The organism is Streptomyces genisteinicus, from assembly GCF_014489615.1.
Classification (GTDB): Bacteria; Actinomycetota; Actinomycetes; order Streptomycetales; family Streptomycetaceae; genus Streptomyces; species Streptomyces genisteinicus.
This window is the reverse complement of record NZ_CP060825.1, coordinates 6,146,050-6,161,638: the sequence shown is the minus strand read 5'-3', so window position 1 is coordinate 6,161,638 and position 15,589 is coordinate 6,146,050. Positions and strand designations below refer to the sequence as shown.

At 74.1% G+C, this 15,589-nt stretch carries 11 protein-coding genes; 3 read left to right on the top strand and 8 right to left on the bottom strand.

All coding sequences use genetic code 11. The annotated features are described in order from the left end of the window. Positions 1-103: 103 nt before the first annotated feature. The 8 genes from IAG43_RS26470 to IAG43_RS26435 all read right to left on the bottom strand — a co-directional run bounded on the left by IAG43_RS26470 (position 104) and on the right by IAG43_RS26435 (position 11,378). The gene (locus tag IAG43_RS26470) at positions 104-1,219 is read right to left on the bottom strand and encodes a winged helix DNA-binding domain-containing protein (RefSeq protein WP_187743181.1); all 1,116 of its coding nucleotides are present in this window, start codon (positions 1,217-1,219) and stop codon (positions 104-106) included. Positions 1,220-1,312: 93 nt separating this feature from the next. Then, complete coding sequence (locus tag IAG43_RS26465) at positions 1,313-2,869, bottom strand: pyridoxal phosphate-dependent aminotransferase (RefSeq protein ID WP_187743180.1); 1,557 nt, start codon at positions 2,867-2,869, stop codon at positions 1,313-1,315. Between the two features lie 267 nt (positions 2,870-3,136). Continuing rightward, complete coding sequence (locus tag IAG43_RS26460) at positions 3,137-4,339, bottom strand: glycoside hydrolase family 6 protein (protein WP_187743179.1); 1,203 nt, start codon at positions 4,337-4,339, stop codon at positions 3,137-3,139. Between the two features lie 185 nt (positions 4,340-4,524). Then, complete coding sequence (locus IAG43_RS26455; protein WP_187743178.1) at positions 4,525-5,676, bottom strand: XdhC family protein; 1,152 nt, start codon at positions 5,674-5,676, stop codon at positions 4,525-4,527. A gap of 64 nt (positions 5,677-5,740) precedes the next feature. Then, a complete protein-coding gene (locus IAG43_RS26450; RefSeq protein WP_187743177.1) occupies positions 5,741-7,222 on the bottom strand; it encodes an NCS2 family permease in 1,482 nt (493 codons plus the stop codon). Positions 7,223-7,483: 261 nt separating this feature from the next. Then, positions 7,484-9,889 carry a xanthine dehydrogenase family protein molybdopterin-binding subunit gene (locus IAG43_RS26445; protein WP_187743176.1) on the bottom strand — a complete coding sequence of 802 codons (2,406 nt, stop codon included), beginning with the start codon at positions 9,887-9,889 and terminating at the stop codon, positions 7,484-7,486. Positions 9,890-9,891: 2 nt separating this feature from the next. Continuing rightward, entirely contained in the window at positions 9,892-10,485 is a 594-nt protein-coding gene (locus tag IAG43_RS26440; RefSeq protein WP_187743175.1) for a (2Fe-2S)-binding protein, read from the bottom strand. Positions 10,486-10,487: 2 nt separating this feature from the next. Continuing rightward, a complete protein-coding gene (locus IAG43_RS26435) occupies positions 10,488-11,378 on the bottom strand; it encodes an FAD binding domain-containing protein (protein WP_187743174.1) in 891 nt (296 codons plus the stop codon). Positions 11,379-11,668: 290 nt separating this feature from the next. On the opposite strand from IAG43_RS26435, the gene IAG43_RS26430 reads away from it, so the two are divergent. The 3 genes from IAG43_RS26430 to IAG43_RS26420 all read left to right on the top strand — a co-directional run bounded on the left by IAG43_RS26430 (position 11,669) and on the right by IAG43_RS26420 (position 15,503). Beyond that, positions 11,669-13,381, top strand: coding sequence for a PucR family transcriptional regulator (locus tag IAG43_RS26430; RefSeq protein ID WP_187743173.1), 1,713 nt, complete (start codon positions 11,669-11,671; stop codon positions 13,379-13,381). Between the two features lie 797 nt (positions 13,382-14,178). Next, on the top strand, positions 14,179-14,991 hold the full coding sequence (locus IAG43_RS26425; protein ID WP_187743172.1) for a hypothetical protein: 813 nt from the start codon (positions 14,179-14,181) through the stop codon (positions 14,989-14,991). Next, a complete protein-coding gene (locus IAG43_RS26420; protein ID WP_187743171.1) occupies positions 14,988-15,503 on the top strand; it encodes a protein-tyrosine phosphatase family protein in 516 nt (171 codons plus the stop codon). The genes IAG43_RS26425 and IAG43_RS26420 overlap by 4 nt, the downstream gene beginning before the upstream one ends. Positions 15,504-15,589 lie beyond the last annotated feature (86 nt).

Genomic DNA, 15,589 nt, shown 5'->3' with positions numbered 1-15,589 from the left:
GACCGGGTACGCCCGTCGCGTCCCGGGCGGGCCGGGCCGTTCGGCGTGGGCGCCCCGTGCGGAGCACCGGCACGGGCGCCCGCACCCCCGGCGGCGCCCGGTCTCAGGACTCCGCGAAGCGGACGTCGTGGCGGAGCGCGGCGGACATCAGGGCGAGGGTGCGCTCGGCCTCCCCGGCGAGGGCGGCGCGCAGGGCGCGGGTGAGCGGGCCGAAGGGGCGGACGGTCAGGATCGCGGTGTCGCCCGTCTCGTCGAGGTCCCAGATCCCCGCCAGGAATCCGTCGGCCAGGAAGGTGCGGTGTGCCTGGTTGCCCGTCCAGGTGCGGCCCTTGTACTCGGCGGGCACCACGCGTGTGCGGTCCGCGTGGGAGAGCAGGAGGTTGTCGAACTCGGGCAGCAGGCGGGGCGGGGCCGGGGTGGCGGGGTCGGGGCGGGGAGCGTCGGGAAGGTCGAACAGCTCGGTGCCCTGCTCGTCCCGGAAGACCAGGAGCCGGGGGCGCAGGCGTTCGAACACCTCGCGCATCCGGGTCAGTCCCGACCACAGCTGCATGTCCTTCACCGACGCGGGCCCGAAGGCTGCGAGATAGCGCAGCACGGTGCCGTCGGCGGGGGCCGCGGGCTCGGCGGACCGGCCCAGCCAGTGTTCGGCGGTGGTCAGCGCGACCTGTCCGCTCGCGCCCCACAGCCCGCGCGGGGTGACCTGGACCAGGGGCAGGGTGCAGCGGGCGGCGACGGAGAGCGCGAAGGGGTCGGCGTCGGGCCAGTGGACGAGAAGCGCCTCCCGCAGCTGCCGCATGGTCCGCGGCTCCTCCTCCACGAGGTCGCGCACGATGCCGGCGAGGCGGGTCGGGTCGACCCCGGCGAGCCCTTTGCGGAACTGGTGCAGTTCGCGGTCCCGGGCCGCCTGGACCAGGGGGCGCAGCGTCAGGCAGTCGTCGGCGGTGTGGGTGTGGACGGTGGACCGCAGGGTCACCAGACGCGCCACCGTGCGGTCGGCCATGGCCGACGACAGGTCGCGCGGGTCGAAGTCCTGGAGCCGGGCGGCGAGGGCGAAGTAGGGCGGCTTCACGTTCTGCGCCTGGAGTCCCACGAGGTGCGCGACGGCCGCCTCGGCGGACATCGCGGTGCGCGGCGTGCGCCGGAGCAGGAGCTGGCGCTCCAGGGTGGCGCGGTTGAGGGCGCGGACGCCGAGCAGGGGAGGGTTCGCCTTGGTGGCCATGGGGCCGACGGTATCGAGCCTTGCGGACAGGATGTGTCCGCAAGGTGGGGCCGCCGGCCGCCCGGCCGCCCGCGTCGCCCGGCAGCGCGGAGGTCAGGTGCCGGCGACGATCCGGTCGACCGCGGCCGTGCCCGAGGTGTAGCCGGCGGTCATGGCCCGGGACAGCCCGGTGCGGGCGGGCCCGGGGGGCGTTTCCGCCTCCCCCGCACCCGGCGGTGGCGCGACGGCCCCGCCGGGACCACCGGCAGGCGGCACGGCGACGGGACCGGCGTACGGCACGGCGACGGGACCCGTGGGCGGCACCGCTCCCGGAGGCAGCAGGGCTGCCGGGTACAGCATCCCGGCGGGCCCGGGAAGCTGGGCCGACACGGCGGACCCGGGAAGCGGCACGGGCGCCGACGGTCCGGGAAGTGGCGCGGACGGTCCGGGAAGCGGCGCGGGCGCGTCGAACGCAGGCCGGACCGCGATGAGCCCCCGGCCGTCGGCCGGCCGCGCCTCCGGGGCCGGCGCGGCGGCGGGATGGTGTGCGGTGCGGCCGTAGAGCACCTGTTCCATCGCCGACACCAGGCGCGCGACGTCGGCCTGAGGGCGCACCACGAGCCGGACGAAGCGGCTGGAGCTGCCGATCTTGTTGCCGCACTCACGCACCAGCACGCCGTGTCCGGTCAGGAGCCGGTCGCGCAGCAGGGCGCCGTCGACGCCCGCGGGGAGCCGCACGTAGACGAAGTTGCCCTGCGAGGGGTACACCGTCAGCCCGGGCAGCTGCGACAGGCGGCGGATCATCTCGTACCGGTCGCCGCGGACCCGGCGCAGGCTCTCCGCGTACGCGTCGCGGTGGTCGCGCAGCATGAACACCACCGCCTCGGCGAAGGAGTTGAGGTTCCACTTCGGCAGGGCTGCCCTGATCCGGCCGGCGAGGCCGGGATGGGCGACCAGGTAGCCGAAGCGCACCCCGTGCAGTCCGAAGTTCTTGCCGAGGCTGCGCAGCACGAGCGCGTTGGGCCGCAGCACCGCCTCCGCGGCCACACTGGTCCGGGCGCCGTCGTCGGCGAACTCGAGGAACGACTCGTCGACGACGACCAGATCGAGGTCCTGGAGCCGGTCGAGGAGCGCGAGGACCTGAGCTTTCGGCAGCAGGCCGCCGTCCGGGTTGTTGGGGTTGCAGATGACGGCGGCGCGCGAACCGCGGGTCTCGACGAAGCGGGCGAACGCCTCCGGATCGAGGGCGAAGCCGTGCGCCTCCGGGAGCAGCAGCATGTCCACGCGCTTGCCCGTCTCCGTCGGCTGGTCGGTCCACCGCCCGAAGGTGGGCACGGGCACCGCGAGCGACTCGCGCACCAGCAGGTGGTCGATCCAGGTGATCAGCTCCGTGGAGCCGTTCCCCATCGCCACGGTGGCCGGGTTGAGGCCGAGCAGGCCGCAGAGTTCGGCCGTGACGGTCTCCGCGCTGCTCGGGTAGTACGTCAGGATCTCGCGCAGCGAGGCGCCGAGCCGGTCGAACATGGCGGGTGTCGGGAAGTACGGGTTGCAGGGGATGCAGAAGTCGACGATGTCGCCCGGCCGCGCGTCGGCCGCCCGGGTGAGGGTGAAGTACGACGGGCTGTGCGCGGTGGACGCGCCGAACAGCGCGGTGACGTCGCTGCCTGCCACGGTGGGCCTCCCTGCCTGCGGCGGCGGGTGCCCTCGTGCGGCCCGCCGCCGACAGATACGGCCGCCACGGCCCGGACGTTCACCCGGCCCGTCCGCCCGGCCCGTCCGCTGCCGCACCGCCTCGCGCCCTGCGCGAGCGCCCCCGTCCCGGCGCAACGCCCCCGGCAGCCGGGAACGGAACGGCCCGGCGACGGCCCGGCGGCAGAACGGGCCGGACCCGCGCCGCGCGCGGATCCGGCCCGTGAGGGGCGCACCGCGCCCCGTGGGTCAGTCGACGGGCCGGTGCCCGAGCAGCGGCGGCTCGGCGAGCCGCACGAGCTCCAGCGCCTGCTCGGGGAACCAGTGCCCCGCCGCCGGGTCGACCATGCCGCGCTCCGGGTCCTCCGGTCCCTCGGTGCCGCGCAGGCACAGACCGTCCGACTCGCCGGGGATCTTGATCCACAGCTTGGCGTCGTACAGCGGGTCACCGGTGTTCAGGGTGGGGCGGTCGCCCAGTCCGCGCGCGGGCGGGTTGCACCAGTCCTGCGCGTCCGGGTACTTGCCGGGCGGGGCCGTCCAGGGGCCCAGTCCGTTCCGGCTGGTGTCGGTCACGAAGTGCTTGCGCTTCTCGAGGGGCGTGGTCACGTTCTCCTTGAGCCAGTTCTCGGCGTCCGCCTTCGGCCAGTACTGGTTGGGGCAGGCGGCGGCGTCACCGCCGTCCTGGACGTAGCCGATGCAGGACGAGATGAGCGTGCCGTACCAGTGGCTGTCCTCCTCGGTGCGGTAGTTGGAGGCGTTGGTGTAGAAGCCGGTCGCCTCGCCGACGCCCGCGCGCAGGAGCCGGGGCACGATCGACTCGACGCCGTGCCAGCCGGGGTGGCCGGTGTCGAGGTAGACCCGGGTGCCGGCCAGCGGCTCCAGGGTGTCCACCGCGTAGCGCACCTCCTCGTAGCGGGCGGCCGTCTTCGTGCCCTGGGCGTCGTCCTGGCCGCAGTCGGCGGGCAGCAGGGCGAGCGAGTCGGGTTCGAGGACCACCATCGCCGGGCGGTCTCCGACGCCGCGGGCGACGGCGTCGATCCACTCCTTGTACTCGGCGGTCGTGGAGGCCCCGCCGCCGGAGTAGTTGGAGCAGTCCCGGCCCGGCACGTTGTAGAGCGCCAGCACGGGCAGCGTCCGCTTGCGGGCCGCGTCGCGGACGACCTTGCGCGCGGAGGCCTCGACCTCGGCCGGGGTCTGGTCGCCGTACCAGACGGCCTGGGGCGTGTGGGCCATCGCCACGATCCCGGCGGCGTCGGCGAACCGTCCGGAGCGCGCGAGGGCCAGCGCCTGGTCGTACGCGCCGGGGTTGGCCGGCGGGGTGTACAGGCGGGTGGCGGACGGGCCCTGGGCCCTGTCCTCCTGGTGGCCGGCCGCGGCCGCCGGAACCGTGAGCAGCGCGGCGGCGAGCGCCGCGGCGGACACCAGGGAGGGGAGGGCTGTTCTTCGGCGCATGGCTGGTCGGCCCTTCGTGACGGCATGACGGACAGGGCGGAGCGGCTCCCCGCGATCACGATGGGAGCGCTCCCACGCCACCCTGCCACGCGTGGGTGGCGGGGCGTCAAGAACCGTGCACAGGTTCACCGTGCACGGTTGTGGCGCGCGGGGGTTCCGGGCGAGGGGGTCTCCGGGCGAGGGGGCTACGCCACCGATCCGATGCGCCCGGCGACCGGACCGGGCCCGTCGTGGTGGATCGGGGTGTGCGCGCCGGTCAGCGAGACGCCCGAGCCGCCGCGGCGGACGGCGACGATCTCCGCGCCGATGGACAGCGCCGTCTCCTCCGGGGTGCGGGCGCCCAGGTCGAGGCCGATCGGCGAGTGGAGCCGGGCCAGTTCGATCTCGGTGACGCCCACCTCGCGCAGCCGCCTGTTGCGGTCCTCGTGGGTGCGGCGCGAGCCCATGGCGCCGACGTACGCCACCGGCAGCCGCAGGGCGCGCTCCAGCAGCGGGACGTCGAACTTGGCGTCGTGGGTGAGCACGCACAGGACCGTTCGGCCGTCGACCTCGGTGGACTCCAGGTAGCGGTGGGGCCAGTCGACGACGACCTCGTCCGCCTCCGGGAAGCGGGCCCTGGTCGCGAAGACGGGCCGTGCGTCGCACACGGTGACCCGGTAGCCGAGGAACCTGCCGACGCGCACCAGCGCCGCGGCGAAGTCGATGGCGCCGAAGACGATCATGCGCGGGGCGGGGACGCTCGACTCGACGAAGAGCGTGAGCGGCTGCCCGCAGCGGGAGCCGTCCTCACCGATCACGACCGTCCCGGTGCGCCCGGCGTCCAGCAGGGCGGCCGCCTCCGCGGCGGCGGTGCGGTCCAGTTCGGGGTGGCCGCCGAGGGTCCCGTCGTACGTCCCGTCGGGGCGCACCATCAGGGCGCGCCCGGCCAGCGCGGCCGGGCCGTCGGTGAGCCGGGCGAGCGCGGCGGCCTCCCCCCGGGCGGCGGCGGCGAGCCCGGCGGCGAACACCTCGCGCCAGGGCGCGTCGACGCCGACCGGGACGACCAGGACGTCGAGGACGCCGCCGCAGGTCAGCCCCACGGCGAAGGCGTCCTCGTCGCTGTAGCCGAAGCGCTCGGCGACGGTGTCGCCGCTCTGAAGCGCCTGCCGGCACAGGTCGTAGACCGCGCCCTCCACACAGCCTCCCGAGACCGAGCCGATCGCCGTGCCGTCGGCGTCGACGGCCAGTGCGGCCCCCGGCTGCCGGGGGGCGCTGCCCCCGACGCCGACGACGGTGGCGACGGCGAACGAACGGCCCTGCCCGACCCACCGGTGAAGCTCCTCGGCGATGTCCAGCATGTCGGTCTCCTTGATGACGAAGCGGTGCGAAGGGCGGGTCCCGTGCGGCCCGGCCGCCGGATGGCTACCCGACGCCCAGCCAGCCCTCGATCGGGCTCAGGGCGAAGTAGGCCACGAACACGGCGGTCAGCACCCACATCAGCCAGCCGATCTCGCGGAACCGGCCCTGGACGGACTTGATCAGGACGTGGGAGATGACACCGGCCGCGATGCCCGCGGTGATGGAGTAGGTGAAGGGCATCAGGACGGTGGTGAGGAAGACCGGGATCGAGGTGGCCTGGTCGGTCCAGTCGATGTGCCGCGCGTTGGTCAGCATCATCGAGCCGATGACGACGAGTGCGGCGGCGGCGACCTGCGACGGGATGAGCTGGGCGAGCGGGGTGAAGAAGAGGCAGAGCGTGAAGGCGAGCCCGGTGACCACACTGGCGAAGCCGGTGCGCGCACCGTCGCCGACGCCGGCGGTGGACTCGATGAAGACCGTCTGGCCGGAGGCGCCGGCGATGCCGCCGATCGCGCCGCCCGCGCCGTCGACGGCGAGGGCGCGGTTCAGCCCCGGCATCCGGCCCTTGTCGTCGGCGAGTCCGGCCTGCTGGCCGATGCCGATGATGGTGCCCATGGCGTCGAAGAATCCGGCCAGCACCAGCGTGAAGACGATGACGCCGACGGTGATGCCGCCGATGTCGCCGATGCCGCTGAAGGAGACGGAGCCGAAGAGGCCGAAGTCGGGCGGGCTGACGATCGAGCCGTCGAGCTCCGGGGCGTTGAGTCCGCCCCACGCGGCACGGTCGAGGCCGGCGAGCTGGTGCACGACGGCCGCGAAGACGGTGCCGCCGACGATGCCGATGAGGATGGCGCCGGGGACCTTGCGGACCTGGAGCGCGAAGATCAGCAGGACGGTCACGGCGAAGCAGAGGACCGGCCAGCCGGTCAGCATGTCGTGGGTGCCGAGCTGGATGGGCTTGGCGCCGGCGACACCGCCCGGTCCGGGCATCGAGGTGACGAAACCGGCCGAGACGAGGCCGATGAGGCAGACGAAGAGGCCGATGCCCATCGTGATGGCGTGCTTGAGCGCCAGCGGGATGGCGTTCATGATCAGCTCGCGCAGGCCGGTGACCACCAGCAGCACGATGACCAGTCCGTAGATGACGCACATGCCCATCGCGTTCGCCCAGGTCATCTCGGGCGCGACCTGGAAGGCGATGACCGCGGAGACGCTGAGGCCCGCCGCGAGGGCCAGCGGCACGTTGCCGATGAGCCCCATGACGATCGTGGTCGCCGCCGCCGCGAACGCGGTGGCGGTGGTGAGCTGGTCGCCGTCGAGCCGGGCGCCGGTGGCGTCGGGAACGGAGAGGATCACCGGGTTGAGCAGGATGATGTACGCCATCGCCATGAAGGTGGTGATGCCGCCGCGCACCTCACGACCGAGGGTCGATCCGCGCTGGGTTATGTGGAAGTACCGGTCGAGGAAGGATCTTCCGGCGGGCTGACGCGTGCCTTCGCCTGCGTCGGCCGCCGTCGTCCGCGGCTCGGTGGACTGCTGGGTCATGGGGCCTACTCCCAAGGTTCACAGGGGCACCCGCCGTAATGACTGGAGATGGCGGGATTTGGGAAGGTGCTTCGGCTGCACGACCCGGGGGACGGCCCGAGATGAACGTGCTCTGCGGGATGGTGCGGGTACTGCGTGGGGGTGGTGGTACGGCCGCGAGCGGTGCGGCACGGGGGTCTCCGGGCGGCGCGGGCACGGTGGAGGAAGGTGACGTTCCTCGGAGGCATGGCGCGCACCGCCCGGAGAGTCTCGGGGTTCCGGTCAGGTGCCGGTGAGGTGCTCGGGGCGCACCGGCGTCCTGTTCAGTTCCAGTCCGGTCGCGTTCCGGATCGCCGCGAGGACGGCCGGGGTCGACGACAGGGTGGGGGCCTCGCCGATGCCGCGCAGCCCGTAGGGGGCGTGCTCGTCGGCGAGTTCGAGCACGTCGACCGGGATGGTCGGCGTGTCGAGGATGGTGGGGATCAGGTAGTCCGTGAAGGACGGGTTCCTGACCTTGGCCGTCTTCGGGTCGACGATGATCTCCTCCATGACGGCCACGCCCAGTCCCTGGGTGGTGCCGCCCTGGATCTGGCCGACCACGGAGAGCGGGTTGAGCGCCTTGCCGACGTCCTGGGCGCAGGCCAGCTCGATGACCTTGACCAGGCCGAGCTCGGTGTCCACCTCGACGACCGCGCGGTGGGCGGCGAAGGAGTACTGGACGTGCCCGTTGCCCTGTCCGGTCCGCAGGTCGAACGCCTCGGTGGGGCGGTGGCGCCACTCGGCCTCGATCTCGACGGCCTCGTCCTCCAGGACGTCGACCAGGTCGGCGAGGACCTCGCCTCCGTCGGTGACGACCTTGCCGCCCTCCAGCAGGAGTTCGGCGGTCGCCCAGGCCGGGTGGTAGGAGCCGAACCTGCGCCGGCCGATCTCCAGCACCTTCTCGCGGACGAGCTCGCAGGAGTTCTTCACCGCGCCGCCGGTGACGTACGTCTGGCGGGAGGCGGAGGTGGAACCGGCCGAACCGACCTGGGTGTCGGCCGGGTTGATGGTCACCTGGGTGACGCCGAGCTCCGTGCGGGCGATCTGGGCGTGGACGGTGATGCCGCCCTGGCCGACCTCCGCCATCGCGGTGTGCACGGTGGCCACCGGCTCCCCGGCGATCACCTCCATGCGCACCTTGGCCGTGGAGTAGTCGTCGAAGCCCTCGGAGAAGCCGACGTTCTTGATGCCGACCGCGTAGCCGACGCCGCGCACGACGCCCTCGCCGTGGGTGGTGTTCGACAGGCCGCCGGGCAGGGCCCGGACGTCGGCGCCCGCGGTGGTCTCCCACTGGCGCTCCGGCGGCAGCGGGCGGGCCTTGATGCGGCGCAGCAGTTCGGCGACCGGGGCCGGGGAGTCGACGGGCTGGCCGGTCGGCAGCAGGGTGCCCTGCTCCATGGCGTTGAGCTGCCGCAGCGCGACCGGGTCCATGTCGAGGGCCTTGGCGAGCTTGTCCATCTGCGCCTCGTAGGCGAAGCACGCCTGCACCGCGCCGAAACCGCGCATCGCGCCGCAGGGCGGGTTGTTGGTGTAGAGGGCGATCGCCTCGATGTCGACGTCCTCGACCACGTACGGGCCGACGGAGAGCGAGGAGGCGTTGCCGACGACGGCCGGGGAGGCGGAGGCGTAGGCGCCGCCGTCGAGGACGATGCGGCACCGCATGTGGGTGAGTCTGCCGTCCTTGGTGGCGCCGTGCTCGTACCAGAGCTTGGCCGGGTGGCGGTGCACGTGCCCGAAGAAGGACTCGAAGCGGTTGTAGACGATCTTGACCGGCTTGCCGGTGCGGAGCGCGAGGAGGCAGGCGTGGATCTGCATCGACAGGTCCTCGCGGCCGCCGAAGGCGCCGCCGACGCCGGAGAGCGTCATGCGCACCTTCTCCTCGGGCAGGCCGAGGACGGGCGCGATCTGCTTGAGGTCCGAGTGCAGCCACTGGGTGGCCACGTAGAGGTCGACGCCGCCGTCCTCCGAGGGGACCGCCAGGCCGGACTCGGGGCCGAGGAACGCCTGGTCCTGCATGCCGAAGACGTACTCGCCGGAGACGATCACGTCGGCGCGCTTCGCCGCCTCGTCGGCGTCGCCGCGGACGATGGGCTGGCGGTGCACGATGTTCGGGTGCGGGACGTGCCCGGCGTGGTGGTCGTCGCGGCCGGGGTGCAGCAGCGGCGCGCCGGGCGCGGTGGCGGAGGCCTCGTCGGTGACGACGGGCAGCTCGCGGTACTCGACCCTGATCTTGGCGGCGGCGCGGCGGGCGGTCTCCGGGTGGTCGGCGGCGACCAGGGCCACGGGCTCGCCGTGGTGACGCACGACGCCGTTGGCGAGGACGGGGGTGTCCTGGATCTCCAGGCCGTAGTTCTTGACCTCGGTGGGCAGGTCCTCGTAGGTGAGGACCGCGTAGACGCCGGCCTGGGCGAGCGCCTCGGAGGTGTCGATGGAGACGATCTCGGCGTGGGCGACGGTGGAGCGCAGGATCTGGCCCCAGAGCATGTCCTCGTGCCACATGTCCGAGGAGTAGGCGAACTCGCCGGTGACCTTGAGGGTGCCGTCGGGACGGAGCGTGGACTCGCCGATGCCGCCCTTGGTGCGGGAGCCCTGGGTGACGGTGGTGGGCGTGCCCGCCGGAGCGGACGCGGCCCGGGTGTGCTGTGTCATCGTCAGACCGTCGCTTCCTCGTGTCCCTGGCGGGCGGCCGCGAGGCGGACGGCGTCCAGGATCTTCTCGTAGCCGGTGCAGCGGCACAGGTTGCCGGAGAGGGCCTCGCGGATGTCCTCGTCGGACGGCGAGGGGTTGCGCTCCAGCATCTCGTCGGCGGCGACCAGCAGGCCGGGGGTGCAGAAGCCGCACTGGACGGCGCCGGCGTCGATGAACGCCTGCTGGATCGGGGAGAGTTCGGTGCCCTCGCCGGTCTGCGAGTCGGTGCCCTTGGCGCTCCAGCCCTGCGCGTCCTGGAGGCTGGTGCCGCAGGCGCCGGAGGCGCATCCGCCGTGCTCGGCGCGCTGCTTCGCGAAGTCGGCGAGACCCTCGACGGTGACGACCTCGCGGCCCTCGACCTGTCCGGCGGCCACCAGGCAGGAACAGACCGGCACGCCGTCCAGGCGGACCGTGCAGGAGCCGCACTCGCCCTGCTCGCAGGCGTTCTTGGAGCCGGGCAGGCCGAGGCGCTCGCGCAGGACGTAGAGCAGGCTCTCGCCCTCCCAGACGTCGTCCGCTTCCTGGCGGCGTCCGTTGACGGTGAAGTTGACGCGCATGGCTATGCAGCTCCTTCCAGCGTGCGGGCGGTGCCGCGGTACTGCTCCCAGGTCCAGCTCAGCGTGCGGCGGGCCATGATGCCGACCGCGTGACGGCGGTACTTCGCGGTACCGCGCACGTCGTCGATCGGGTTGCAGGCGCCGGAGGCGAGCTCCGCGAACTGCTTGGCGACCGACGGGGTGATGATCTTGCCGCTCTCCCAGAAGCCGCCCTCGTCCAGCGCCGCGTTCAGGAAGTCCTCGGCCTCCTTGGCGCGCACCGGGGTGGGCGCCGCGGAGCCGATGCCGGTGCGCACGGTCCGGGTCTCGGGGTGCAGCGCGAGACCGAAGGCGCACACGGCGATGACCATGGCGTTGCGGGTGCCGACCTTGGAGTACTGCTGGGGCCCGTCGGCCTTCTTGATGTGCACGGCGCGGATGAGCTCGTCGGGGGCGAGCGCGTTGCGCTTCACCCCGGTGTAGAACTCGTCGATGGGGATCATGCGCGTGCCGCGGACCGACGCGGCCTCGACCTCCGCCCCGGCGGCGAGCAGCGCCGGGTGGGCGTCGCCGGCCGGGGACGCGGTGCCGAGGTTGCCGCCGACGCCGCCGCGGTTGCGGATCTGCGGGGAGGCGACGGTGTGCGAGGCCAGCGCGAGACCGGGCAGCTCGGCGCGGAGGTTCTCCATGATCGCGGTGTAGGGCACCGAGGCGCCCAGCCGGACGCTCTCGCTCCCGACCTCCCACTCGGTCAGCTCGCCGATGCGGTTCAGGTCCATGAGGTACTCGGGCCGGCGGTGGTCGAAGTTGATCTCGACCATCACATCGGTGCCACCCGCGAGGGGGACGGCTGTGGGGTGCTCGGCCTTCGCGGCGAGCGCCTCCTCCCAGCTGGCGGGGCGAAGGAAGTCCATAGTGGCTCTCTTCTTCTTGATCGTGTGACCTGGGTCCGTCGCAACGGGCCCGGGACGGCCGGCCCTCGACTGGAGTGTTCACGTGGTGTTCATGCGATGTGGTCCAGTACACAAGGCGTGCCCGGCGGGGTGCAGTCACCGAAGACATGAAGGAGTTGGCTGGTCGCCACTCTCGTCTTGTAGATTCGAACGAAAAGCGGAGATCGGCAACCTCGCCGTTTCCCCCTGGAAACCCTGGCCACGGGTTTCCGCCCCGTACCCGGCACCAACGAGACAGAGGCGGCGACGAGATGCGGCTGCGCGCACTGCTGGAGAACGACGCGCTGGGCCTGCGGCTGCTCGGCGGCAGCGACGAGCTCGACCGCGGGGTGCGCGGGGTGATGACCACCGACCTCAAGGATCCCAGCCGGTACCTGTCCGGCGGCGAACTGGTGCTCACCGGCCTGGCCTGGCGACGCGTCGCCGAGGACTCCGAGCCCTTCGTGCGGATCCTGGCGGGCGCCCAGGTCGCGGGTCTCGCCGCGGGCGAGGCGGAGCTCGGCGCCATCCCCGAGGATCTCGTGGAGGCGTGTTCTCGCCACCGGCTGCCGCTGTTCGCGGTGAACGAGTCCGTTGCGTTCGCGACGATCACCGAGTACGTCGTGCGCCAGGTGTCCGGCGAGCGCGCCGGTGACCTCGCCGCTGTCGTCGACAGGCACAGGAGGCTGATGACCTCCGGTCCGGCGGGCGGCGGGCCGGACGCGGTGCTGGACCTGCTCGGCTCCGACCTCGACCTCCGCGCCTGGGTGCTCTCCCCCACCGGCCGCCGGATCGCCGGCAGCACGGCCGGCTCGGCGGGCTCGGCCGCGGGGCTGCCCGCCGCGACCGCCGCGGCCCTCGCGGGCGAGCACCTGGCCGCCGTACGCGCGGGGCGCCGGGCCCCGCACCGGGTGGTGGCCGACGGCGCCACGTACTCGCTCTTCCCGATCCGCAACACCGGACGGGGCGCGGTCCCGCCCTCGCACGACGTGCGCGAGAGCGTGCTGTCCGACTGGCTGCTCGCCGTCGAGGCGGACGCCGGGGACTGGCCCGCGGCCCGGCTCGACCTGCTCCAGGGCGTCACCCAGCTGATCGCTGTCGAACGCGACCGCCGCGAGGCGGCGCGCACCGTGCGGCGCCGCCTCGCCCAGGAGGTCCTGGAGCTCGTCCAGACGGGTGCCCCGCCGGCCGAGATCGCGGCCCGGCTGCGGGTGGCCGCCCCGGTGCTGCTCCCGGGCCTCGGGACCGCCCCGCACTGGCAGGTGGTCGTCGCCCGCGTCGAATGGGGCGCGGACAGCGGGGTCGAGTCCGGCCCGGTGGCCCAGTCGCTGCTGGAGGAGATGCTCGTCGACCCGGTGGCGAACGGACCGGACACGGCGGACCGGATCGCCGTCGCCCACAACGGCGAGGAGGCCATCGCCCTGGTGCCGCTCCCGGCCCTCGCGGCGCCGGACGCCGCGGAGGACGCCGACGCGGCCCCGGCGGACGAGGGGCTGCACGCCGACGCCCTGCTGGAGTCGGTCCGCGCGCCGCTGTCGGCGGGCCTCGCCGACGACGGGCGCCTCACCCTGGGCGTGAGCGCCGCGGTCCACTCGGCGGAGGGGTTGCGCGGCGCCCTGGAGGAGGCCCGGCACGCCCGCCGGGTCGCGGCGGCCCGGCCGGGACGGGTCTGCGCGGCGGGCCACCACGAGCTGGCCTCGCACGTGCTGCTGCTGCCGTTCGTCCCCGACGACGTACGCCGCGCCTTCACGGCCCGCCTGCTGGACCCGCTGCGCGACTACGACCGCCGCCACCGCGCCGAGCTGATCCCCACGCTGGAGGCGTTCCTGGACTCGGACGGGTCCTGGACCCGCTGCGCCGCCCGGCTCCACCTGCACGTGAACACGCTGCGCTACCGCGTCGGCCGCATCGAGCAGCTGACCGGCCGCGACCTGTCCCGTCTGGAGGACAAGCTGGACTTCTTCCTCGCCCTGCGGATGAGCTGAGCGCGGCCGGGGCGGCGCGAGGGCCCCGCCGGGCGCACCCGTGCGCCCGGCGGGCGTGGCGGCGGGCGGCCCGCCGCCGTACGGGCCGGGTGCGCCCTGCCCGCCGCCGGGGGCGGGGCGCCGGCGCGCCGCGCGGCCGCATCCTTCGGGGCAACGCCGGGGGGGCGGACGCCTCCGCCCCCGCCGGCCGGACCCACGCGCCGGTCCGCCGGCACCGCCCCACCACGCCGACGGCCACCGCACGGACCGCCGCGCACCGTCCCCCACCGGCCGCGACAGCCCGCGCCCGCCGAGCCCCGTCGCGGCCGACCGGGGCGGACGGGGCCGGACGTGGCCGGACGGGCGCGGTGTGCAGGACCGTCGGCGCGTGGACGGGGTCCCGCGCGTCCACCCCGCACCGACGAAGTCGCCGCCACCCCTGCGCATATGGCGGTACACGCGTCTGCACCCGGCCTCCGCCGTACCCGGCGGGGCGCGGTCGGAGGCCGGGTGCGGGCGCGGCACCGCTCGGACGACCCCTCCCACGCCATCACCCGTGAGGGTCATGGTGAGATCCATCTGGTTGACGCCGGAGCGGTCCCGGGCGCACTCCGCGCCGCGCCCCGCCGATCGTGCGGGCGCCGCGGAACGAAGGGGGACATCCGGCTCCCGCGGGCTCCGGGAACGACTTCGGCGGCCACCCGGTCGCCCGCCGAAAGATTGTGAACTGATTCACTCGACCTCTTGGCCCGGCGCGCCCATCCGTGCTGAGATTCCGTTCTGACTCGACAGCTCAATGGCGTGCTAGGGGAGGGCAAGTGGCGCATACCGCCATGTCTGGTTCGGGAACCACAGCAGGTGACGATCCACTCCAGACCGCGGTATGGCGGCTGCGCTCGCGCGGCTGTTGGACCGATGCGGCGGCCCTGCTCGTCGCGCGTGCGGCCGAGCCCGCGGCGGCCCTGGAGCGGGCCGGACTGCTCGTGGAGCGCTGCCTGTTCACCTGCGAGGGCTGGCCCGAGGCGGAGGACGCGCTGCGCACCGCCGAGGCGGTGGCCCGCGACGACGAGGAGCGCGGCGGCGCCGCGAGCGAGCGCGGGCGCCTCGCGTACGCGGCGACCCGGCTCGGCGTACGGGACCGCGCCGACGAGGCGCGCTCCGCGCTCGGCCGGGCGGCCGCGCTGCTCTCGCCCACGTCACCTCGGCGGCCTCTGCTCGACTTCCGGCGCGGCCTGGTGGCGGAGCACATCGCCGACGCCCCGCAGGCCGCGCGCGCCGCGTACGAGCGGGCGCACGCGGGGGCCGGGACGCGCGACGATCCCCTGCTCCTCTCGTTCACCTCCCAGCAGCTGGCCGGACTGGCGCTGCGCGAGGGCGAGTTGGCACTCGCGCGGCAGGGCTTCGCCGAATGCCTGCGCATCCGGGAGGAGCTCGGCTACCTCATCGGGACCGCGCCGGCGCTCGCCGGGCTCGCCGACTGCGAGGCGGAGCCGGAGGCGAGCAGACTCCGGGCCGAGGCGCACCGGCTGTTCCGGCTGCTCGGCGGAGTGCCGGTATGGCTGGGTGCCCAGCTCGCGCCGGCCGTCCCGGCCCAGTCGTCGCCTGCGCGGCCCGAGCCCGCCCCGCAGTGAGGACCCGCCGCAGGGAGGGCGACGTCCCGGAGCCGCGCTCGCGGTGGGACGAGATCACCACGGGCCTGTGGATGGGCGGACACGTCTGGTCGGACGGGCGGCAACGGCACCAGGACGTCGTGGTGGACCGTGAGTTCGACGTGGTGATCAGCCTCTGGACACGGTCGGGCCACGGCCCGGCCCCCGGGGTGGAGCACCATGTGGCGCCCATCCCCGACGACTGGCTCACCGCGGGCGAGATCGACAGTGTGCGCCGTCTCGCGGTGGTCGCCGCCGACGCCGTCCGGGCCGGCCGCAGGGTACTGGTGCGCTGCTACTCGGGCTACAACCGTTCGGGGCTGCTGGCCGCGCAGACCCTGATCGAGCTGGGCCACGACGGCGACGGCGCGATCGACCGCGTGCGGCTGCGGCGTTCCCCGTGGGCCCTGCACAACCCGGCGTTCGAGCAGTACCTGTTGACGGGTCTGGACGTGGCGTCACTGCTGTCGGGCCTGGAACCGCCGCCGCCCTGAACTCCCGGCCCGGGGACGGGACGGGGCGGGACGGGTCCACGGGCCGGAGCGGGCCTCCGGACACCCGGACACACGCCCACGGGCAC